The organism is Microbacterium sp. LMX7-1.2 (genome assembly GCF_040675935.1).
GTDB lineage: Bacteria > Actinomycetota > Actinomycetes > Actinomycetales > Microbacteriaceae > Microbacterium.
In genome coordinates this window covers 127,844-147,277 of sequence record NZ_JBEGIL010000001.1, presented here as the reverse complement: position 1 = coordinate 147,277, position 19,434 = coordinate 127,844, and the positions used below count along the sequence as shown (strand labels likewise).

The following is a 19,434-nucleotide window of genomic DNA, read 5'->3' as shown; positions in this document are numbered from 1 at the left end:
ACCTGCGACTCTCCACAGGATCGCCATACGGCACCGAAGAGCGGGATGCACTGCGTCACACTGGCGTGATGCATCCCGCTCTCCTGTATCTGCCGGGTGGTCGTCTGGCGCTCGCCGAGCTCTGCGCCGCCCGGCTCGACGGACATCTCGTGGACCTCGGCGACGGATTCATCCCGGCCGACCTCGTCGAGGTGCCTGCCACACGTGCCGCGTCCCTGGCCTCCCTCATCCCCCGCGGCACGGCCGCCTCGGGTCGGACCGCCGCGTGGATCCACGGCGCCGGGGATGCTCCCCCGGCCAGACATCATGTGAGTAGGGCGATCGGCAGCCGATTCCGTCCTGCGCCGTCCACCCGACTCGTCATGCACGACGTGTTCGTCGATGCGAGCGATCAGATGCTGCTCGGCGGCGTCCTGACCACGACACCGGTACGCACGATGGTCGACCTCGCCGTGGCACTCCATCGAGACCCGGGCGTCCGGGCATGGATGACGGCGCTCGCCGCCGTCGATCCCGAGCTGGTGCCCGCCGCCGTCGCTGCGATCGACGCGCTGCATCGGGTGCCCGGGAAGGTGTCAGGGCGCGCGGCTCTTCTGCGGATCAGGACGACGTGACGCGGTAGACGTCGTACACCGCGTCGATGCGGCGCACGGCGTTGAGGACACGGTCGAGGTGCACCGCGTCGCCCATCTCGAACACGAAGCGACTGAGGGCCAGCCGCTCGTCCGTCGTGCTCACCGTCGCCGAGAGGATGTTGACGTGGTGCTCGCTGAGCACCCGGGTGACGTCCGAGAGCAGACCGGAGCGGTCGAGTGCCTCCACCTGGATCTGCACCCGGAACACGCTCTTGGTCGTCGGCGCCCACGACACCTCGACGAAGCGGTCCTCCTCGCTCGCGAGCGCCTTGACGTTGACGCAGTCCGAACGATGCACCGAGACGCCGCTCCCCCGCGTGACGAAGCCGACGATGTCGTCTCCCGGCACCGGGGTGCAGCATTTCGCGACCTTCACGAGGATGTCCGCAGCCCCGCGCACCAGCACGCCCGAGTCTCCGGCGCGCGCTTCACGGGTGGGGACGCGCTCCGGCAGGTCGATCGCGCCCGTGGGCGGATCGCTCTCGGCGACCAGCGCCGTGACCTTCTCGAGCACCGACTGCGTGGAGACGTGTCCCTCACCCACCGCCGCGTAGAGCGCCGAGACGTCTTCGTACTTGAGCTGATGCGCGACCTCGGCGAACGAGTCCTGGCTCATCAGGCGCTGGAGCGGGAGGTTCTGGCGTCGCATCGCCCGGGCGATGGACTCCTTGCCCTGCTCGATCGCCTCCTCGCGGCGCTCCTTCGTGAACCAGCCGCGGATCTTGTTGCGCGCGCGGGTGCTCTTGACGAAGCCGAGCCAGTCCTGGCTGGGGCCGGCGTCGGGGTTCTTGGAGGTGAAGACCTCGACCACATCGCCGCTCTTGAGCTCGGACTCCAGGGGCACGAGACGTCCGTTGACCTTCGACCCCATGGTCCGGTGGCCGATCTCGGTGTGCACGGCGTACGCGAAGTCCACGGGGGTCGCACCGGCCGGAAGGCCGATCACCCGGCCCTTCGGGGTGAAGACGTAGACCTCCTTCGCGCCGATCTCGAAGCGCAGGGAGTCGAGGAACTCGCCGGGATCGGCGGTCTCGGCCTGCCAATCGGATATGTGCGCGAGCCACGCCATGTCGCGATCGGCCGCGCGGACCTCGGCCTTGCCGCCGTTCATCCGCTCCTTGTACATCCAGTGCGCCGCGACACCGTACTCGGCCTGCTGGTGCATCTCGTGCGTGCGGATCTGGATCTCGACCGTGCGACCGGACGGACCGATCACCGTGGTGTGCAGCGACTGGTACAGGTTGAACTTCGGCGTCGCGATGTAGTCCTTGAAGCGACCGGGAAGCGGCGTCCATCGTGCGTGGATCGCTCCGAGCACCGCGTAGCAGTCGCGCACGGAGGCGACCAGCACGCGGATGCCGATCAGATCGTAGATGTCGTCGAACTCGCGTCCTCGAACGACCATCTTCTGGTAGACCGAGTACAGCTGCTTGGGGCGGCCGACGACCTTGCCGCGGATGCGGAGATCGCGCAGATCTTCGTCGATCTCCTCCACGACCTGACCCAGGTACTTCTCGCGCTGCGGAGTGCGCTGTGCGATGAGGTTGTGGATCTCGTTGTAGATCTTCGGGTGCAGCACGGCGAACGAGAGATCCTCGAGCTCCGACTTGATGGCCTGGATGCCGAGTCGGTTGGCGAGGGGCGCGTAGATCTCGAGCGTCTCCTTGGCCTTCTTGGCTGCCTTCTCGGGAGGCACGAAGCCCCAGGTCCGCGCGTTGTGCAGCCGGTCGGCGAGCTTGATGAGGAGCACGCGGATGTCCTTCGACATCGCGACGATCATCTTTCGGACCGTCTCGGCCTGCGCGCTCTCGCCGTACTTCACCTTGTCGAGCTTCGTGACGCCGTCGACGAGCATCGCGACCTCGTCGCCGAACTCGGCGGTCAGGTCGGTGAGCGCATACCCGGTGTCCTCGACCGTGTCGTGCAGCAGTGCGGCCGCGATGGCCCGAGGACCGAGTCCCATCTCGGCGAGGATCTGCGCGACGGCGAGCGGGTGCGTGATGTACGGCTCGCCGCTCTGACGCTTCTGGCCCTCGTGCTTCTCCTTGGCGACCGCGTATGCGCGCTCGATGACCGCGATGTCGCCCTTGGGGTGATTGGCCCGGACGGTGCGGAGGAGGTTGTCCAGGTCGTTGACCCTGGGCGCACGGGAGAAGATGCGGGGAACCAGTCGTCTCAGGCTCGATCCCTGCGACGACGTCTGCGGTTCCGCCATCCGCTCACCTCCGAATCACAACATCTTACGCGTGCTCGGCGGGGTGCGGCCCCGCCGAGCGGGAACGATCAGGCCTCGACGGCGGCGCGCTCGCGCGATTCGCGCACTCGCGCGTCACGAGCCTTGATCTGCGGCTCGTTCTCGCGGAAGAGCGAGTAGAGCGGTGCGGCCACGAACAGCGTGGAGTACGTCGCCACCAGGATGCCGACGAAGATCGACAGCGAGATGTCGGTGAGCGTCTCGGCCCCGAGCCAGAACGATCCGATGAAGAGGATCGCACCGACGGGCAGAGCCGCGACGACCGAGGTGTTGATCGACCGGACGAGCGTCTGGTTGACGGCCAGGTTGACCGACTCGCCGAACAGGCGCGCGGACTTCTCACCGTCCTCCGTCGTGTTCTCGCGGATCTTGTCGAACACGACCGTGGTGTCGTACAGCGAGTAGGCGAGGATCGTCAGGAAGCCGATCACGGCGGCGGGCGAGATCTCGAACCCGGCCAGCGCGTAGACGCCGACCGTGATCACGAGCACGTCGAGCAGACCGAGGATGGCCGCGGCGGACATCTTCCAGGTGCGGAAGTAGATCGCGAGGATCAGGAAGGTCAGCGCGAGGAAGATCGCGAGACCCCACAGCGACTGCTTCGTGACGTTCTCGCCCCAGGCCGGTCCGATGAACGACGAGGTGACCGCGTCCGCCTCCACCTTGTAGGCCTCCGCCAGGGCGGCGGAGACCTGCTGCGTCTCGGCGGAGCTCATCTGGTCGGTCTGGACGCGGATGTCGGAGCCGTTCACCACGACGACCTTGGTCGCGGCCTCGGGAACGACCGACTGCACGGCTCTGGTTGCTTCGCTCTGGTCGGTTGAGTCCGGCGCCTGCACGGTGAACTGCGATCCACCCGTGAACTCGATCGAGAACTGGATCGGACGGATGAGCGGCACGAGGGCCGAGCCCACGACGAGCGCGATCGCGATGATGAACCATAGGCGGCGCTTCCCGACGAAGGGGAAGGACGTCTTGCCCGTGTAGAGGTTGTTTCCGAACTCGTTCATGGAAGCCATCACGCGTCCCCCTCACTTCCGGTGCTGGTGCGTTTCTCACCGGCGAGTGCCTCGGCGCGCTTGCGCTCCGCGATGGTCTGGCGACGCTCTGCCTCTCCGCGCGAGCGGGCGTTCTTCGCCCCGCGTCCGGTGGAGGCGGCGGAGACCTCACGGAACTGGGTGCGGCTGCGGTACACGGCTCCGAGGGACTCGGGGTCGAGACCGGACAGCTTGTGGCCACCCCCGAAGAACTTCGTGCGCGCGAGGATCTGCATGACCGGGTGCGTGAAGATCACGAAGATCAGGACGTCGATGATGGTCGTCAGACCGAGCGTGAACGCGAAGCCCTTCACAGTGGCGTCCGCGAGGATGTAGAGCACCACGGCCGCGAGCACGTTGATCGACTTCGAGATGTAGATCGTGCGCTTGGCGCGGCCCCATCCGTCTTCCACGGCCGCGGTGATCGACTTGCCGTCTCGCAGCTCGTCGCGGATGCGTTCGAAGTAGACGATGAACGAGTCGGCAGTGAATCCGATCGACACGATGAGACCCGCCACACCGGCGAGCGAGAGGCGGAAGCCCAGTCGCCAGGCCAGGATGCAGATCACGATGTACGTCAAGACCGCCATCACCGCGATCGACGCGATGATCACCGTCCCGAGAGCGCGGTAGGAGAACAGCGAGTACAGGGCGACGAGCGCGAGGCCGATGAGCCCCGCGATCAATCCGATCTGGAGCTGCTGGGTGCCGAGCGTCGCCGAGACGGTGTCGGAGCTCTGCACCTCGAAGCTGAGCGGCAGGGCGCCGAACTTCAGCTGATCGGCGAGCGTCGTCGCGGTCTCCTGCGTGAAGTCACCGGAGATGCTGGGGCGTCCGTCGAGGATCTGGCCGTTCATGCGCGGGGCGCTGATGACGGATCCGTCGAGCACGAACGCGAACTGGTCGCGCGGCGAGAGGTTCGCGAGGCGGTTCTGGTTCAGGCGCGTGCTCACCTCGCCGAAGGCCTGCGTGCCGTCGGCGTTCATGGTCAGCTGCACGATCCAGGCTCCCGAACGCGGGTCGCGCCCGGCCTGTGCGTCCGTGATCGCGGTTCCGGTGAGCTCGGTCGGGCCGAGGATGAACTTGGCCTGGCCGGTCGGGTCGCAGGCGATGAGCGGCTTGTCGGCCGGCTCACGGGACGGATCGTTCTCGGGGTTCGAGCAGTCGTACGCCTGGAACTCCGCCATGAGCTTGTCGGTGACCCAGGAGGGGTCGCTCGCGTCGGTGGGCTCGGCGGTCGGGGTGTCGCTCACCGAGTCGTCGGGCGTCGGGTACGGCGTCTCGTTGCCGTCGTCGCCCACGAAGGTGTTCGTGGCGGCCGTGGTGTAGATGACGGAGCGGAACTGCAGCTGCGCGCTCGACTGGATGCGCTCACGCGTCTGATCGTCCGCCGCGCCCGGGATCTGGACGACGATGTTGCGGCCGCCCTCGGTCGTGATGTCCGCCTCGGCCACCCCGGATGCGTCGACGCGCTGGCGGATGATCGCGGCCGCCTGGTCGAGCTGCTCGGCGGACGGCGCCGCGCCGTCCTCGGTCTCCGCGCTGAGGATGATCTGCGTGCCGCCCTGCAGGTCGAGCGCGAGCTCGGGCGCCCAGGAGCTCTTCTGGAAGACGTAGACGCCGAGCGCGTTGATGCCGAACAGGATGCCCGTCACCAGGAGGAGTCCGAGGAGGACCCGCCAGGCGTGACGGACCGGGGAGGAAGTGGCCACGTGAGATCAGCTTTCTGAGATGCCGGAGTGCCGAGTGCCGCGAAGGCGGGTCTTACTTGTCGTCAGCGTCCTTGTCGAGGCGACGACGCGTCTCCTCGGGGGTCTCGACCGCGGGGGTCTCATCGACGACCGGAGTCTCCTCGACGATGACGGGGGCCTCTTCGCCGACGACCTCGACGCCGTCGGTCAGGTCCTTGGGCTCGACGATCCGGAGGATGGCCTGGCTGTGGACCTCGATGACGGTGCCCGGCGCGATCTCGACGAGCGCCGGCGAGTCGAGGTCGTCGTGGTCGTACGCCACGATCGTGCCGTAGATGCCGCCCTGCAGCAGGACCTTCACGCCGGGGACCGTCTTGGTCGCCTTCTCCTCCTGCTCGGCCTTCATCTGCTTCTGACGACGACGGCCGTTGACGAACATGAAGACGACGAGGACGGCGAGGAGGCCGAAGAGGAGGATTTCCATGGGCATGAGGGCTAGCGCCTTTCTCAGGTGCACGCACCAGCCAAGGGCGCACAGTTCTATCGGGGGGAAGTCTTCAGTGATTATAGGTCATCGAGGCGAAGCGTCCCGTCCGGGTGCGGGATGCCGAGATGCTGGTACGCCTCGGGCATCGCCACCCGTCCGCGTGGCGTGCGGCCCAGAAAACCGATGCGCACGAGATAGGGCTCGACCACGCTCTCGACCGTCTCGCCCTCCTCGCCGACCGCGACCGCGAGGGTGCTGAGCCCCACCGGTCCCCCGCGGAAACGCCGGACCAGAGCATCCAGTACGGCCCTGTCGAGCCTGTCCAACCCGATCGGATCGACGTCGTACAGCTCGAGCGCGGCGCGCACGTCGTCGAGCGAGGCCGCGCCGCCACCGTGCACGAGCGCGTAGTCGCGCACGCGCCGCAGCAGCCGGTTCGCGATGCGGGGCGTACCTCGTGATCGTCGGGCGATCTCCGCGAGCGAGTCACCCGGCAGATCGACACCGAGCACGAGCGCCGAACGGGCGATGACCTGTTCGAGCTCGGACTCGTCGTAGAACTCGAGATGCCCGGTGAACCCGAAGCGATCTCGCAGCGGGTTCGGCAGCAGACCCGAACGCGTCGTCGCGCCGACAAGCGTGAACGGCGCGAGCTCGAGCGGGATGCTCGTCGCACCCGCGCCCTTGCCCACCATGATGTCGATGCGGAAGTCCTCCATCGCGAGGTACAGCATCTCCTCGGCGGAACGCGCCATCCGGTGGATCTCGTCGATGAACAGCACCTCCCCCGGCACGAGGCTCGACAGCAGCGCGGCCAGATCGCCGGCGTGCTGGATGGCGGGCCCGCTGGACAACCGCAGCGGACGCTCGCTCTCGTGCGCCACGATCATCGCGAGAGTCGTCTTGCCGAGACCGGGCGGACCCGCGAGGAGGATGTGGTCGGGCGGTCGACTCTGGATGCGTGCCGCGTCGAGCAGCAGCTGCAACTGCCCGCGGACCTTCTGCTGGCCGACGAAGTCGCCCAGGCTCGTGGGGCGCAGCGCGCCTTCGATCGCGAGCTCGGTCTCGTCGACCGGCTCGGTCGCGTCGCGCGCGTCAGACACGTGCCGGCCCCAGCGCCGCGAGCGTACGACGCAGCAGCGGAGCGACGGCCGCGCGCTCGGCATCCGTCGCCTCCGCGGCCGTCTGCGCCGCGGCCTCGACCGCGACCTTCTCCGACCAGCCGAGTCCGACCAGGGCCGCGGCGACCTGATCGACCACATCCGACCCCCCGGCGGCTGTCGGCTTCGACACGGGGCTGCTCGGATGCACCTTGCCGGCGAGTTGCACGACGATGAGCTTCGCGGTCTTGGGCCCGATCCCCGACACGCGCCGGAACGGCGCGTCGTCCTCCGCGGTCACCGCCTCGGCGATCTGATCGACCGTGAGGTGCGAGAGCACCCCCAGCGCGGACTTGGGGCCGACTCCCGTGACGCTGATGAGGAGACCGAAGATCTCGAGCTCGTCGCGCTGCGCGAACCCGTACAGCGACAGCGCGTCCTCGCGGACGATCAGGCTCGTGTGCAGCTGCAGGCGCTCCCCGACCGCGGCCGTGTGCGCGACGTCACCCGGCACGGCCACGGAGAAGCCGACACCGCCGACATCGATCACGACGTGGTCGGAGGACGTGTGCAGGACCGTGCCGTGCAGCGAGGAGATCATCCTCCCAGCCTAGACGCGGGATCGTACGTATGTTCGAGCGACACGCTCGGCGTCGGCCCATGCGCGCTGAGCGGGTGTCAGAGCGTCGCCCGGCGAGGACGTCGCGGTCCCGCGGCGCCACGCGTGGCACAGGGCGATCGCAAGCGCATCCGCGGCATCGGCCGGCTGCGGGGGCGCATCCAGACGCAGGATCCGGGCGATCATCGCCTGCACCTGCTTCTTGTCGGCGGACCCGTATCCGGTGACCGCGGCCTTCACCTCGCTCGGCGTGTGCGTGGCCGCGGGCAACCCGGCCTCGGCGGCGAGCAGCAGCGCCACGCCGCTCGCCTGCGCCGTCCCCATGACGGTGTGGGAGTTCTGCTGCGCGAACACGCGCTCGACCGCCACGGCATCCGGACGGTGGACCTCCAGAGCCTCGCGGATGCCGGCGGCGACGAGCGCCAGGCGCTCGCCGATCGGCGCGTCCGGCGACGACCGGATGACGCCGACGTGCACGAGTGTCCCCCGACGGGCGCGGTCGACGTCGACGATGCCGATGCCGCACCTGGTCAGCCCCGGGTCGATGCCGAGGACGCGAAGCGAGGGAGAGGTCACTCCCCCAGGCTAGGCGGGGGGCCGCCTCCGCCGGGTTCGGCGCGCCTAGTCGTCCTCGTTCTCGAGCTCGGCCTGCACCTCGGCCGTGAGGTCGAAGTTGCTGAAGACGTTCTGCACGTCCTCGCTGTCCTCCAGGGCGTCGATCAGGCGGAAGATCTTGCGCGCCGTATCGGCGTCGATCTCCACCTTGAGGTTCGGGACGAACTCGACATCGGCCGATTCGTAGTCGATGCCGGCGTCCTGCAGCGCCGAACGCACGGTCACGAGGTCGGTCGCCTCGGTGACGATCTCGAATCCCTCAGCGTGCGGCTCGATCTCCTCGGCCCCGGCCTCGAGTGCCGCCATCATGACGTCGTCCTCGGTCGTGCCCTCGGAGCTCACCACGATGACGCCCTTGCGGCTGAAGTTGTACGCGACGCTGCCCGGGTCGGCGAGCGTGCCGCCGTTGCGGCTGAGCGCCGTGCGCACCTCTGCGGCCGCGCGGTTCTTGTTGTCGGTCAGACACTCGATCATGAGGGCGACGCCGTTGGGTCCGTAGCCTTCGTACATGATCGAGGTGTACTCGACGGCTTCGCCGCCGATGCCCGCGCCGCGCTTCACCGCGCGGTCGATGTTGTCCTTCGGGACCGAGGTCTTCTTCGCCTTCTGCACGGCGTCGAACAGCGTCGGGTTGCCCGCCAGGTCGGCTCCGCCGAGCTTGGCCGCGACCTCGATGTTCTTGATGAGCTTCGCCCACGACTTGGCACGGCGCGCGTCGATGACGGCCTTCTTGTGCTTGGTCGTGGCCCATTTGGAATGCCCGGACATAAGTCTCCGCTCGTCGTATCCGCCCGGGGCTGGCCCAGGGCGTCGTCCAGTCTATCGAACCGCACTGCGGCCCGTTCGAGACCGACGTCGGCGTAGGCGTGCGCCGGTCCGCAGGCGCGACCGAGCAGGGGCGTCAGCCCTCGAGACTCGTGGACCCCGAGCGCGCGCGTGCTGCGACCATCGCCGCGGTGTCCGGCAGCATGATCGGGACGTCCATGGCGGCATCCGGCATCCACTGCGCCCACCCCGCGTCCAGCGGCCACGTGCCGTGCGCGATGAAGTCCGCTCCTGCGTGGTCCGCGATCGCCCGCACCGCTTCGGCCTGCTGCGGCGTGAACCGCCCCTGCTCGACCGCGGCCTCCAGCTCGTCGGCGTCCTTGAGCCAGACGTCCTCATCGCCCGGGTGCTCGGCGTCGATCCAGAGGTCGAGTACGAGGTCGCGGGTGAAGACGGCCGCCTCGGCGCCGGCGATGCGGCGGTGGGGCAGCTCGATGTTGACGTAGACGCCATCGGGCGTGCCGTCCTTCCGGCGGAAGAACCACACCGACCACGGCTTGCCTGTCGGAGCGATGCGCAGGATGCCGGGACCTCGCCATGCGCCCTCGACGGCGTGCCATGGCACGAGCGAGCGCTGCGCGAGCGGCACGTCCCGCACCCGCCGACCATCCGCGGGCACGGCGTCGAGGCGGGCGGAGCCGGAGGGCGTCCACGCGACCAGGCCGCGGTCGTCGTCCCGCACGACGACCGCGGTCTCGATCACGCGCCCGTAGCGCCACAGGATCTCCTGTCCGCGAGCGAGACGCGGTGCCGCAGCATCCGCCGAAGGGACGGCGTCCTCATACGCCGGATCCGCGTGCGCCGCGCCCTGCTCGTCCGTGTCGAGCAGCGCGAGAGCGTCTGACAGCGAGACAGGTCGGTCGGCCACGCGCGCCCATTCCGCGCCGCGCCGGCCGACGAGTTCGACCGTGCCTCCGCTCGCACTGACTCCGGTCGTCCCCACGGGTGTTCGCATTCCGACACCGTACCCGTGCGGACCGGATGCGGTTCAGACCCGCGCCGCCACCCGGTCGAGGAAACGGCGATGGAACCGGGTCTCCCCCGTGATCTCCGGGTGGAAGCTCAGACCGAGAAGCGCATCCTGCTCGACCGCGACGACACGACCGTCGTCCAGCGACGCCAGCACGGATGCCGCGGGGCCGACGCTCTCCACCACCGGGCCGCGGATGAACGCGGCGTGCACGGGGTCTCCCCCGAGGTCCGGCACGTCGAGGTCGGCTTCGAAGGACTCCACCTGTCGTCCGAACGCGTTGCGGCGCACGGTGACGTCGAGTCCGCCGAAGGACTCCTGCCCGTCGATCGCATCGACGAGCCGATCGGCGAGCATGATCAGACCCGCACAGGTGCCGAGCACCGGCATCCCGGCGCCGATCGCCGCACGGATCGGCTCCTGCATCCCGAACAGTCGCGACAGCTTGTCGATCACGCTCGACTCCCCGCCGGGGATCACCAGGCCGTCGACCGCTTCGAGCTCGGCCGGGCGACGCACGAGCTCGACCTCGGCACCGAGCCCGGCGAGCAGGGCGGCATGCTCGCGCACGTCACCCTGCAGCGCGAGCACACCGACCCGAGGACTACCAGCCACGCTCGGCGAGGCGGTGCGGTGCGGGCAGGTCCGACACGTTGATCCCCACCATGGCCTCTCCGAGTCCGCGGGACACCTCGGCGATGACCTTCGCGTCGTCGAAGAAGGTGGTGGCCTTGACGATGGCCTTCGCCCGCTCGGCGGGGTTGCCCGACTTGAAGATGCCGGAGCCCACGAACACGCCGTCCGCGCCGAGCTGCATCATCATCGCAGCGTCCGCCGGCGTCGCGACTCCGCCGGCGACGAACAGCACGACGGGGAGCTTCCCGGTCTCGGCGATCTCGGCCACGAGCTCGTACGGCGCCTGCAGCTCCTTCGCCGCGACGAACAGCTCGTCCTTGGGGAGCGCGGTGAGGGCGGCGATCTCCCCCCGGATCCTGCGGATGTGCTTCATCGCCTCCGACACGTCGCCCGTGCCGGCCTCGCCCTTCGAGCGGATCATCGCGGCGCCCTCGTTGATGCGACGCAGCGCCTCGCCGAGGTTCGTGGCCCCGCAGACGAACGGCACCGTGAAGCCGAACTTGTCGATGTGGTTTACGTAGTCGGCGGGCGAGAGCACCTCGGATTCGTCGATGTAGTCGACGCCGAGCTCCTGCAGCACCTGCGCCTCGACGAAGTGGCCGATGCGCGCCTTCGCCATGACGGGGATCGACACGGCGTCGATGATGCTGTCGATCATGTCGGGGTCGCTCATGCGCGACACGCCGCCCTGCGCGCGGATGTCGGCGGGGACCCGCTCGAGCGCCATGACGGCGACGGCACCGGCATCCTCGGCGATCTTCGCTTGCTCGGCGGTCACGACGTCCATGATGACGCCGCCCTTGAGCATCTCGGCGAGACCGCGCTTGACGCGGGAGGATCCGGTGGTGGGGTTCTCGGTCATGGCTGACTCCTGTCGGGGTTTGATCTAGGCCAAACGATAGCACTGTCCTGAACGACCTAGAATCGACACGAGGACACATGAGCGACCAGATCACCGGAACCACCGCGGCGGACATCGCCGACAGCGTGCGCGACCTGCGCGATCGCGGAGTCCTCGGCGTCGGCAGCGCACTCCCCCCGGTTCGCGAGCTCGCCTCGATCCTGGGTGTGAACCGCAACACCGCCGTCGCCGCCTACCGGCAGCTCGCCCAAGCGGGACTCGTCGTCTCGCGAGGACGCGCCGGCACCGTGATCGCCGGGCACGAGAGCGTGGCCCAGGAAGGGTACGCCGCCGACACCGTGCTGCGCGACGTCGGCACCGGCAACCCCGACCCCCGACTGATCCCCGACCCCTCCGCCGCCCTCGCGACGGTCGCCGGGCGCCCGGTGCTCTACGGGGAGCCCGTGATCGACCGCGGGCTCGAGACCTGGGCGCAGGAGTGGGTCGAGAGCGACCTGGGAGCGATCGACTTCCGCATCACCATCACGAGCGGCGCCGTCGACGCGGTCGAGCGCCTCCTTGCGCAAGCCCTCATGCGCGACGATGCGGTCGCGCTCGAGGATCCGTGCTTCCTCGCCAGCATCCACACCGTCCGCCTCGGCGGATACCGGGCGGTGCCCGTCCCCGTCGACGAGCAGGGCATGACCGTCGCCGGACTCCGCGCCGCTCTCGACGCGGGCGTCCGCGCCGTCATCTGCACACCGCGCGCGCAGAACCCCACCGGCGCGAGCCTCACCGCCGAGCGCGCAGGAGAGCTGCGCGCGGTCCTGGCCGATCACCCCTATGTGCTCCTCATCGAGGACGACCACTTCTCGATGCTGTCAGGACGCCCCTACGAGAGCCTGATCGGCCCCGCACATCGCCGATATGCCCTCGTGCGCTCCGTCTCGAAGTTCCTCGGCCCGGACATGTGCCTCGCGGTCGCCGCCACCGACCCGACGACCGCCGAGCGCCTCGCGATGCGCCTGAGCCCAGGGACCACCTGGGTCAGTCATCTGCTGCAGCGACTCACACTCACGCAGCTCACCGACCCCGAGGTCACCGCCTCCATCGCCGCGGCCCGGGAGCACTACGTCGAGCGCAACGCCCGGTTCTCGTCGCTGCTGCGGGATGCCGGTCTGGACGCCCCTCAGACCGACGGCCTGAGCCTGTGGGTCGCCCTTCCGCGTCCGGCGAAGCTCGTCGCCGAACGACTCATGCGCCGCGGATGGCTCGCTCGCACCGGCGACGAGTTCGCCCTCGACGAGCGCGCAGCCCCCTCGCATCACCTGCGCCTCACGGTGCACGACCTCTCCGACGACGATGCGGAGACGCTCGTCACCGACCTCGTCGCGGCCACGCGATGACGACCCACCGCGAGCACCCGCCCGCACTCACACTCAGAGAAAGGATCGGGGAATGAAGGTCCTCTCCATCCAGTCCGCCGTCGCCTACGGACACGTCGGCAACTCCGCCGCCGTGTTCCCGATGCAGCGCATCGGCGTCGAGGTGCTGCCCGTCTACACCGTGAACTTCTCGAACCACACGGGCTACGGCGGCTGGCGCGGACCGATGATCTCACCGGAGGATCTGCGCGAGGTCATCACCGGGATCGAGGAGCGCGAGGCGTTCCCCGGGATCGACGCCGTACTCAGCGGCTACCAGGGCGGGGAAGGGATCGGCGACGTCATCATCGACGCGGTCGCGCGGGTCAAGGCCGCGAACCCGGATGCGGTCTACGCGTGCGACCCGGTCATGGGCAACGCCAAGTCCGGATGCTTCGTCGCACCGGCGATCCCCGTGCTGCTGCGCGAGAAGGTCGTCCCCGTGGCTGACATCATCACGCCGAACCAGTTCGAGCTCGGATTCCTGACCGGCACCGAGCCGGACACGCTCGAGTCCACGCTCGCCTCGGTCGATCTGGCCATGGCGATGGGCCCCACCACGGTGCTCGTCACGAGCGTCGAACGACCTGACCGCCAAGAGGGGACGATCGAGATGCTCGTCGCCGACGCGACGGGCGCCTGGATCGTGCAGACCCCGCGTCTGCCGATGAAGGCCAATGGATCCGGCGACGTCACCGCGGCGCTCTTCACCTCGCACTATGTCGCGACCGGCGACGCGAAGCTCGCCCTCGAGCGCACGTCGTCCAGCGTGTTCGACCTGCTGAGCCTGACGCTCGAGTCCGGCGCACGCGAGCTGCAGCTCGTCGAGGCGCAGGAGTTTTACGCCCACCCGCGGATGCAGTTCACCGCCCGCCAGGTGCGCTGAGGCTCCCCCACCCCGCTGTTTCTGCCGTTCGGCACAAACCGGAGTCCGATTTGTGCCGAACGGCAGAAACAGCGGGTCAGGCGCGGGGCAGGTTGCGGATCACGCCGTCGGCCAGGCCGCTGACACGGCCTCGCGCACCTCGCCGAGCAGCTGCGGCAGCGCCTTGGTCTTCGCGACGATCGGGAAGAAGTTCGCGTCGGACGTCCACCGCGGCACGACGTGCTGGTGCAGGTGCCCGTCGACGCCCGCACCGGCCACCGCGCCCTGGTTCATCCCGAGGTTGAAGCCGTCGCAGCGGGACACCTCGCGCAGCACGCGCATCCCGATCTGCGTGAGCGCGCCGATCTCGGCGACTTCCTCGGGGGTCGCCTGGTCGTAAGTGGCGATGTGCCGGTAGGGGCACACGAGCAGGTGCCCCGAGTTGTACGGGAACAGGTTCAGCAGCACGTACGCGGTCTCTCCGCGGGCGACGATCAGACGCTCGGCGTCCGGGAACCTCGGCGCCTCGCAGAAGGGGCACTCCTCGCGCAGCGGTTCCGGCCCGGCCTGGATGTACGCCATCCGGTGCGGGGTCCACAGGCGCTGGAACTCGTCGGGGACGCCGGCCAGGAGACCGCCGTCCTCGACGGAGGAGTGCTCGTCGGTCACGCCAAGTCCCCGGCAGTCTGCACCAGAGTGTGCTCGGCGATCGCGGCGCGGATGCGCGACACGGCGTCGGCGATCGGCACGCCGTTCTCCTGCGTCCCGTCCCGGTAGCGGAAGGAGACCGTGCCGGCATCCCGGTCCTTCTCCCCCGCTATCAGCAGCAGCGGGACCTTGCCAGTCGTGTGCGTGCGGATCTTCTTCTGCATCCGGTCGTCGGAGGTGTCGAGCTCGGCGCGGACTCCGGAGTCGCGCAGCGTGCGGATGACGTCGCCGAGGTAGTCGGCGAAGTCCTCCGCGACGGGGATGCCGACCACCTGCACGGGCGACAGCCACACCGGGAAGTCACCGGCATAGTGCTCGAGCAGGATCGCGAAGAAGCGCTCGATCGAGCCGAACAGCGCGCGGTGGATCATGATCGGCCGCTTCTTCTGACCGTCCTTGTCCATGAACTCCAGGTCGAAGCGCTCGGGCAGGTTCGGATCGACCTGCACGGTCGAGAGCTGCCACGTACGGCCGATCGCGTCTCGCGTCTTGAGGTCGATCTTCGGGCCGTAGAACGCGGCCTCGCCCGGCACCTCGGTGAGCTTCAGACCGGAGGCGACGGCGACACGGCGCAACGCGTCGGTCGACGACTCCCAGAAGTCGTCCGATCCGATCCACTTGGACTTCTCGTCGTCCTTCATCGACAGCTCGAGCTCGAAGTCGGTGAGACCGAAGTCGCGCAGCATCGACAGGATGAAGTCGAGGACCTTCGCGACCTCCCCCTCCAGCTGGTCGGGCGTGACGAACAGGTGCGAGTCGTCCTGGGTGAAGCCGCGCACGCGGGTGAGACCGTGAAGCGCACCGGAGAGCTCGTTGCGGTAGACCGTGCCGTTCTCCGCCAAGCGCAGCGGCAGGTCGCGGTAGCTGCGGGCGCGCTCCTTGTAGATGAGGATGTGCATCGGGCAGTTCATCGGCTTCAGGTAGTAGTCCTGGCCCTGCTTGGTGATGTTGCCCTCGTCGTCGCGCTCCTCGTCCATGACGATCGGCGGGTACATGCCCTCCTTGTACGTCACGAGGTGATTCGAGGTGAGGAACAGGTCCTCCTTCGAAATGTGCGGCGTGTACACGTAGGTGTAGCCGCCCTCGATGTGTCGCGTGCGCGCGTGCTGCTCCATCTCGCCGCGCACGATGCCACCGCGCGGATGCCACACCGAGAGCCCCGAACCGATCTCCTCCGGGAAGGAGAACAGGTCGAGCTCCTTCCCCAGGCGGCGGTGATCGCGCTTGGCGGCCTCCTCGAGCCGGTGCTGGTACGCACGCAGCTCGTCCTTGGAGGGCCACGCCGTGCCGTAGATGCGCTGCAGCTGAGGGTTCTTCTCACTGCCGCGCCAGTACGCGGCCGCAATGCGGGTCAGATCCCAGCCGTTGCCGATCATGCGGGTGTTGGGCAGGTGCGGGCCGCGGCAGAGGTCCTTCCAGACCACCTCGCCGTCGCGGGTCGTGTTGTCGTAGATCGTGAGCTCGCCCTCGCCGACCTCGACCGACGCGCCCTCCGCCGCCTCCTTGCCGCCCTTGAGCCCGATGAGCTCCAGCTTGAACGGCTCGTCGGCGAGCTCGGCGCGCGCCTCGTCGTCGGTGACGACACGACGCACGAAGCGCTGGCCCTCGCGGACGATGCGCTGCATCTCCTTCGTGATGGCCTTGAGGTCCTCGGGCGTGAACGGGGAGTCGACGCCGAAGTCGTAGTAGAAGCCGTCGGTGATGGGCGGGCCGATGCCGAGGTTCGCCTGCGGGTTGATGCGCTGCACCGCCTGAGCGAGCACATGGGCCGTGGAGTGGCGCAGGATGCTCAGACCGTCGGGGCTGTCGATCGTGACCGGCTCGACCTCGTCGGCGTCGGTCACCGTGGTCGCGAGGTCCTTGAGGGTCCCGTTGACGCGCATGGCGACGACTGAGCGGTCGGAGAACAGGGCGAAGCCGTCTTTCGGCTGGGCATTTTCAGGCACGGAACACTCCATCTGGGTCTCGGACAAGGCTACTCGCATGAGCGACCGCTCCCGACCTCTACGCGCCGCCCTCCGAGGCTGCCGTCGCCGCCGTGGGCGCGAGGATGATGATCGCCGCGCCGGCCAGCGCGACGGCTGAGCCGATCCAGTCCCACATCGTGGGCCTGAACCCATCGACGATGATCCCCCAGGCCAAGGATCCGGCGATGAAGATCCCGCCGTAGGAGGCCAGCACCCGTCCGAAGTTCGCGTCGGGCTGCAGCGCGGCGAGGAACCCGTACGCGCCGAGCGCCATGACGCCAAGCACCGCGAACATCCACCCCCGATCCTCCTTGACCGACTGCCACACGAGCCAGGCTCCGCCGATCTCGGCGGCAGCGGCGAGTACGAAGAGGATGCTGATGCGGAGCACGGTCATGCTGCCACGGTAGCGTGGGGCGCATGCTCAAAGACGTGCTCCGCTGGCTGCTCGCCGCACTCCTCGCCGCTGCCGGCATCATGCACTTCGTCAGCCCGCGCGGTTTCCGGCTCGTCGTCCCCGACTGGGCCACGCGGCTCACGCGCCTCGACAAGGAGGCCATCGTGATCGCCTCGGGCGCGGTCGAGGTGGGTCTCGCCGCCGCGCTGGTCGGTCTGCCGAAGGAACGCCGACGTGTGGGGCTCGCGACCGCCGCTTTCTTCGTCGCCGTGTTCCCCGGCAATGTGCACCAGTGGCGGACCGGCCGATCCGCGCCGGGTCTCGACACCGACCGACGTCGGTTCGGACGGCTGTTCCTGCAGCCCGTGCTCGTCGCGTGGGCTGTCTGGGCGACCCGTCCGGACCGGAAGCCTACCGTCGGCCGACGTCGGCGTCGAGGCCGCAACTGAGACTCTGCACGGGCGACCGGGGACGGGGACAATAGGCGCATGGCCTCCCCCTCACTCGTGTGGCTCCGCGACGACCTGCGCGTCGCCGACAACCCCGCCCTGCGCGCCGCGATGGACCGCGACGAGCCGATCGTCGTGCTGTTCGTGCTCGACGAGGAGTCGCCCGGGATCCGACCGCTCGGCGGGGCGGCGCGCTGGTGGCTGCACCACTCGCTCGCGTCGCTCGCGGACACGCTGGACGATCTCGGTACGACGCTCGTGCTCCGCCGCGGTCCGGCCGAGAAGGTGGTGCGCGAGGTCGTGGACGAGAGCGGCGCCTCCGCCGTGTTCTGGAACCGACGGTACGGGGGCGCGGAGCGCCAGGTCGACAGCTCCCTCAAGACCGCGCTGCGCGACGACGGCCTGGAGGTCGCCTCCTTCCACGCGTCGCTGCTGCACGAGCCGTGGACCGTGAAGACGGGTGCCGGGACCCACTTCTCGGTGTTCACGCCCTTCTGGCGCGCGGCGCGCGCCCTGCCCGCACCGCGTGCGCCTCTTCCCGCTCCCCGCAGCCTTCACGGGCTGCGCGGCGGCCCGGCATCCGACGATCTCGACGGCTGGGATCTGCTCCCCACCCGGCCCGACTGGGCCGGGGGTCTGCGGGACACCTGGGAACCCGGCGAAGCCACCGCGCGCACGAGGCTGCACGAATTCCTCCACGAGGACCTTCCGCAGTACGACCGCGCACGCGACGAACCCTCAGCCGGTGCGACCTCTCTGCTGTCGCCGCGTCTCCGCTGGGGAGAGCTCAGCCCTTTCACGGTGTGGCACGAGGCGGTCGCGGTCGACGGCGCGGCGGGCTTCCTCTCTGAGCTCGGCTGGCGCGAGTTCGCCTGGCACACCGCATTCCACTTCCCGGCGCTCGCGACGAAGAACCTGCGCCGCGAGTTCGACGCCTTCCCGTGGCCGCGCCTGCACCCCTCGCACCTCGAGGCCTGGCAGAAGGGCGAGACCGGAGTGCCCCTGGTGGACGCGGGGATGAGGGAGCTCTGGCACACGGGCTACATGCACAACCGTGTCCGGATGGTGACCGCCTCGTTCCTCGTGAAGAACCTGCTGATCGACTGGCGGCGCGGCGAGGAGTGGTTCTGGGACACGCTGGTCGACGCCGATGGAGCGAACAACCCGTTCAACTGGCAGTGGGTCGCCGGTTCCGGCGCCGACGCCGCCCCGTACTTCCGGGTCTTCAACCCGGAGCTGCAGGCGAAGAAGTTCGACCCGCACGGGCTGTACATCTCGGAATGGGCGGCCGACGCTCCCACAGAGCCGATCGTCGACCTCGGTGAGACGCGGAAGGCGGCCTTGGCCGCCTACGACGTGGTCAAGCGCTCGTCACGCGCCGAGTCGTGACGAGCGTCCGACAGGCTCGCGCCATCGCTCAGGACGCGTAGCGCTCCACCCGCAGCACGCAGTCGAGCGTCTCGTCCTGCACCGCCACCGAGGTCTCCCACTCGGCGCTCGCACCGGAGTCGACCGCGTCGACATCCACCTGCGTGAGCGACCGGGTGTCCCCACCCTCCGTGAGCAGCGAGACGTAGATGCGGTACGACGCGGCGGCGGCGCTCGAGTTCGTCACCGTTCCGGCCACCTCCCAGTGGTCGCCGGCGAGCTCGCACGTCGTGACCTCGGCATCCGCGAGAGCGCCCTCCAGACCCTCGCCAGAACCGGGCGTGTCCGTGATGTCCGTGATGCCGGCCGGGGCCTCTTCCGTAGCGGTCGGGGTCGGAGTCGGCTCGGGGGCCGTGTCCGTGCACCCGGTGAGCACGAGCCCCAGCGCCACGGCGATGCCCGCGACGACCACCCCCGTGGCGGCCGGCCGGCGTGCGGAGGAGGTCGGTGAGGAGGTGCGGTGGATCTGCATCGGGTCGCCTTTCA

The 19,434-nt window shown here is 69.1% G+C and carries 20 protein-coding genes; 5 read left to right on the top strand and 15 right to left on the bottom strand.

What is annotated here, in order from left to right; translation table 11 throughout:
• Positions 1-68: 68 nt before the first annotated feature.
• On the top strand, positions 69-614 hold the full coding sequence (locus tag MRBLMX7_RS00710) for a hypothetical protein (protein WP_363365793.1): 546 nt from the start codon (positions 69-71) through the stop codon (positions 612-614).
• Here the strand turns inward: MRBLMX7_RS00710 and MRBLMX7_RS00705 are convergent.
• The 11 genes from MRBLMX7_RS00705 to pdxS form a co-directional block, all read right to left on the bottom strand.
• Entirely contained in the window at positions 601-2,850 is a 2,250-nt protein-coding gene (locus MRBLMX7_RS00705) for a RelA/SpoT family protein (protein ID WP_363365792.1), read from the bottom strand. The two genes, MRBLMX7_RS00710 and MRBLMX7_RS00705, sit on opposite strands and share 14 nt — an antisense overlap.
• A gap of 68 nt (positions 2,851-2,918) precedes the next feature.
• Positions 2,919-3,908 (bottom strand): protein translocase subunit SecF, encoded by a 990-nt coding sequence (secF, locus tag MRBLMX7_RS00700; protein WP_363365791.1) that lies wholly within the window; start codon positions 3,906-3,908, stop codon positions 2,919-2,921.
• Positions 3,908-5,638: a protein translocase subunit SecD gene (gene secD, locus MRBLMX7_RS00695; protein ID WP_050720921.1), complete on the bottom strand. Its 1,731-nt coding sequence runs from the start codon at positions 5,636-5,638 to the stop codon at positions 3,908-3,910. The genes secF and secD overlap by 1 nt, the downstream gene beginning before the upstream one ends.
• 52 nt (positions 5,639-5,690) lie before the next feature.
• Positions 5,691-6,107: a preprotein translocase subunit YajC gene (locus tag MRBLMX7_RS00690; RefSeq protein ID WP_363365790.1), complete on the bottom strand. Its 417-nt coding sequence runs from the start codon at positions 6,105-6,107 to the stop codon at positions 5,691-5,693.
• A gap of 74 nt (positions 6,108-6,181) precedes the next feature.
• On the bottom strand, positions 6,182-7,207 hold the full coding sequence (gene ruvB, locus MRBLMX7_RS00685; RefSeq protein WP_050721979.1) for a Holliday junction branch migration DNA helicase RuvB: 1,026 nt from the start codon (positions 7,205-7,207) through the stop codon (positions 6,182-6,184).
• Positions 7,200-7,805 (bottom strand): Holliday junction branch migration protein RuvA, encoded by a 606-nt coding sequence (gene ruvA / locus MRBLMX7_RS00680; protein WP_363365789.1) that lies wholly within the window; start codon positions 7,803-7,805, stop codon positions 7,200-7,202. Before ruvA ends, ruvB begins: the two co-directional genes overlap by 8 nt.
• A gap of 9 nt (positions 7,806-7,814) precedes the next feature.
• Positions 7,815-8,399 (bottom strand): crossover junction endodeoxyribonuclease RuvC, encoded by a 585-nt coding sequence (ruvC, locus tag MRBLMX7_RS00675; protein ID WP_363365788.1) that lies wholly within the window; start codon positions 8,397-8,399, stop codon positions 7,815-7,817.
• Positions 8,400-8,444: 45 nt separating this feature from the next.
• The gene (locus tag MRBLMX7_RS00670; protein WP_050720917.1) at positions 8,445-9,206 is read right to left on the bottom strand and encodes a YebC/PmpR family DNA-binding transcriptional regulator; all 762 of its coding nucleotides are present in this window, start codon (positions 9,204-9,206) and stop codon (positions 8,445-8,447) included.
• A 133-nt stretch (positions 9,207-9,339) separates the two neighbouring features.
• Complete coding sequence (locus MRBLMX7_RS00665; protein ID WP_363365787.1) at positions 9,340-10,218, bottom strand: DUF402 domain-containing protein; 879 nt, start codon at positions 10,216-10,218, stop codon at positions 9,340-9,342.
• Positions 10,219-10,251: 33 nt separating this feature from the next.
• Entirely contained in the window at positions 10,252-10,848 is a 597-nt protein-coding gene (pdxT, locus tag MRBLMX7_RS00660; protein WP_363365786.1) for a pyridoxal 5'-phosphate synthase glutaminase subunit PdxT, read from the bottom strand.
• Entirely contained in the window at positions 10,838-11,731 is an 894-nt protein-coding gene (pdxS, locus tag MRBLMX7_RS00655; protein WP_363365785.1) for a pyridoxal 5'-phosphate synthase lyase subunit PdxS, read from the bottom strand. The genes pdxT and pdxS overlap by 11 nt, the downstream gene beginning before the upstream one ends.
• A gap of 77 nt (positions 11,732-11,808) precedes the next feature.
• Between pdxS and MRBLMX7_RS00650 the strand changes: the two genes are divergently transcribed.
• Positions 11,809-13,116 (top strand): aminotransferase class I/II-fold pyridoxal phosphate-dependent enzyme, encoded by a 1,308-nt coding sequence (locus MRBLMX7_RS00650; protein WP_363365784.1) that lies wholly within the window; start codon positions 11,809-11,811, stop codon positions 13,114-13,116.
• Positions 13,117-13,168: 52 nt separating this feature from the next.
• Positions 13,169-14,020 (top strand): pyridoxal kinase PdxY, encoded by an 852-nt coding sequence (pdxY, locus tag MRBLMX7_RS00645; RefSeq protein WP_363365783.1) that lies wholly within the window; start codon positions 13,169-13,171, stop codon positions 14,018-14,020.
• Positions 14,021-14,119: 99 nt separating this feature from the next.
• On the opposite strand, the gene MRBLMX7_RS00640 is transcribed toward pdxY, so the two are convergent.
• Genes MRBLMX7_RS00640 through MRBLMX7_RS00630 form a run of 3 tightly spaced genes read right to left on the bottom strand, consistent with a single transcriptional unit; the run spans position 14,120 to position 17,071 of the window.
• Entirely contained in the window at positions 14,120-14,668 is a 549-nt protein-coding gene (locus MRBLMX7_RS00640) for an HIT family protein (protein ID WP_363365782.1), read from the bottom strand.
• Positions 14,665-16,665 carry a threonine--tRNA ligase gene (gene thrS / locus MRBLMX7_RS00635; protein WP_363365781.1) on the bottom strand — a complete coding sequence of 667 codons (2,001 nt, stop codon included), beginning with the start codon at positions 16,663-16,665 and terminating at the stop codon, positions 14,665-14,667. Before thrS ends, MRBLMX7_RS00640 begins: the two co-directional genes overlap by 4 nt.
• Before the next feature lie 46 nt (positions 16,666-16,711).
• Entirely contained in the window at positions 16,712-17,071 is a 360-nt protein-coding gene (locus MRBLMX7_RS00630; protein ID WP_050720909.1) for a YnfA family protein, read from the bottom strand.
• A 23-nt stretch (positions 17,072-17,094) separates the two neighbouring features.
• On the opposite strand from MRBLMX7_RS00630, the gene MRBLMX7_RS00625 reads away from it, so the two are divergent.
• Positions 17,095-17,520, top strand: a complete 426-nt coding sequence (locus MRBLMX7_RS00625; protein WP_363365779.1) for a DoxX family protein — start codon at positions 17,095-17,097, stop codon at positions 17,518-17,520.
• A gap of 39 nt (positions 17,521-17,559) precedes the next feature.
• On the top strand, positions 17,560-18,909 hold the full coding sequence (locus MRBLMX7_RS00620) for a cryptochrome/photolyase family protein (protein WP_363365778.1): 1,350 nt from the start codon (positions 17,560-17,562) through the stop codon (positions 18,907-18,909).
• A 28-nt stretch (positions 18,910-18,937) separates the two neighbouring features.
• Here the strand turns inward: MRBLMX7_RS00620 and MRBLMX7_RS00615 are convergent, their stop codons facing one another.
• Positions 18,938-19,420 (bottom strand): hypothetical protein, encoded by a 483-nt coding sequence (locus MRBLMX7_RS00615; RefSeq protein ID WP_363365777.1) that lies wholly within the window; start codon positions 19,418-19,420, stop codon positions 18,938-18,940.
• Positions 19,421-19,434 lie beyond the last annotated feature (14 nt).

Bases quoted from the DNA above. Each gene is read 5' to 3' on its own strand.
- MRBLMX7_RS00630 (WP_050720909.1), bottom strand. From the start codon at position 17,071: ATGACCGTGCTCCGCATCAGCATCCTCTTCGTACTCGCCGCTGCCGCC.
- MRBLMX7_RS00625 (WP_363365779.1), top strand. From the start codon at position 17,095: ATGCTCAAAGACGTGCTCCGCTGGCTGCTCGCCGCACTCCTCGCCGCT.
- MRBLMX7_RS00705 (WP_363365792.1), bottom strand. From the start codon at position 2,850: ATGGCGGAACCGCAGACGTCGTCGCAGGGATCGAGCCTGAGACGACTG.
- pdxY (WP_363365783.1), top strand. From the start codon at position 13,169: ATGAAGGTCCTCTCCATCCAGTCCGCCGTCGCCTACGGACACGTCGGC.
- MRBLMX7_RS00650 (WP_363365784.1), top strand. From the start codon at position 11,809: ATGAGCGACCAGATCACCGGAACCACCGCGGCGGACATCGCCGACAGC.
- MRBLMX7_RS00615 (WP_363365777.1), bottom strand. From the start codon at position 19,420: ATGCAGATCCACCGCACCTCCTCACCGACCTCCTCCGCACGCCGGCCG.
- MRBLMX7_RS00620 (WP_363365778.1), top strand. From the start codon at position 17,560: ATGGCCTCCCCCTCACTCGTGTGGCTCCGCGACGACCTGCGCGTCGCC.
- MRBLMX7_RS00665 (WP_363365787.1), bottom strand. From the start codon at position 10,218: ATGCGAACACCCGTGGGGACGACCGGAGTCAGTGCGAGCGGAGGCACG.
- pdxS (WP_363365785.1), bottom strand. From the start codon at position 11,731: ATGACCGAGAACCCCACCACCGGATCCTCCCGCGTCAAGCGCGGTCTC.
- secF (WP_363365791.1), bottom strand. From the start codon at position 3,908: ATGGCTTCCATGAACGAGTTCGGAAACAACCTCTACACGGGCAAGACG.
- MRBLMX7_RS00710 (WP_363365793.1), top strand. From the start codon at position 69: ATGCATCCCGCTCTCCTGTATCTGCCGGGTGGTCGTCTGGCGCTCGCC.
- MRBLMX7_RS00670 (WP_050720917.1), bottom strand. From the start codon at position 9,206: ATGTCCGGGCATTCCAAATGGGCCACGACCAAGCACAAGAAGGCCGTC.
- thrS (WP_363365781.1), bottom strand. From the start codon at position 16,665: ATGGAGTGTTCCGTGCCTGAAAATGCCCAGCCGAAAGACGGCTTCGCC.
- ruvA (WP_363365789.1), bottom strand. From the start codon at position 7,805: ATGATCTCCTCGCTGCACGGCACGGTCCTGCACACGTCCTCCGACCAC.
- MRBLMX7_RS00690 (WP_363365790.1), bottom strand. From the start codon at position 6,107: ATGCCCATGGAAATCCTCCTCTTCGGCCTCCTCGCCGTCCTCGTCGTC.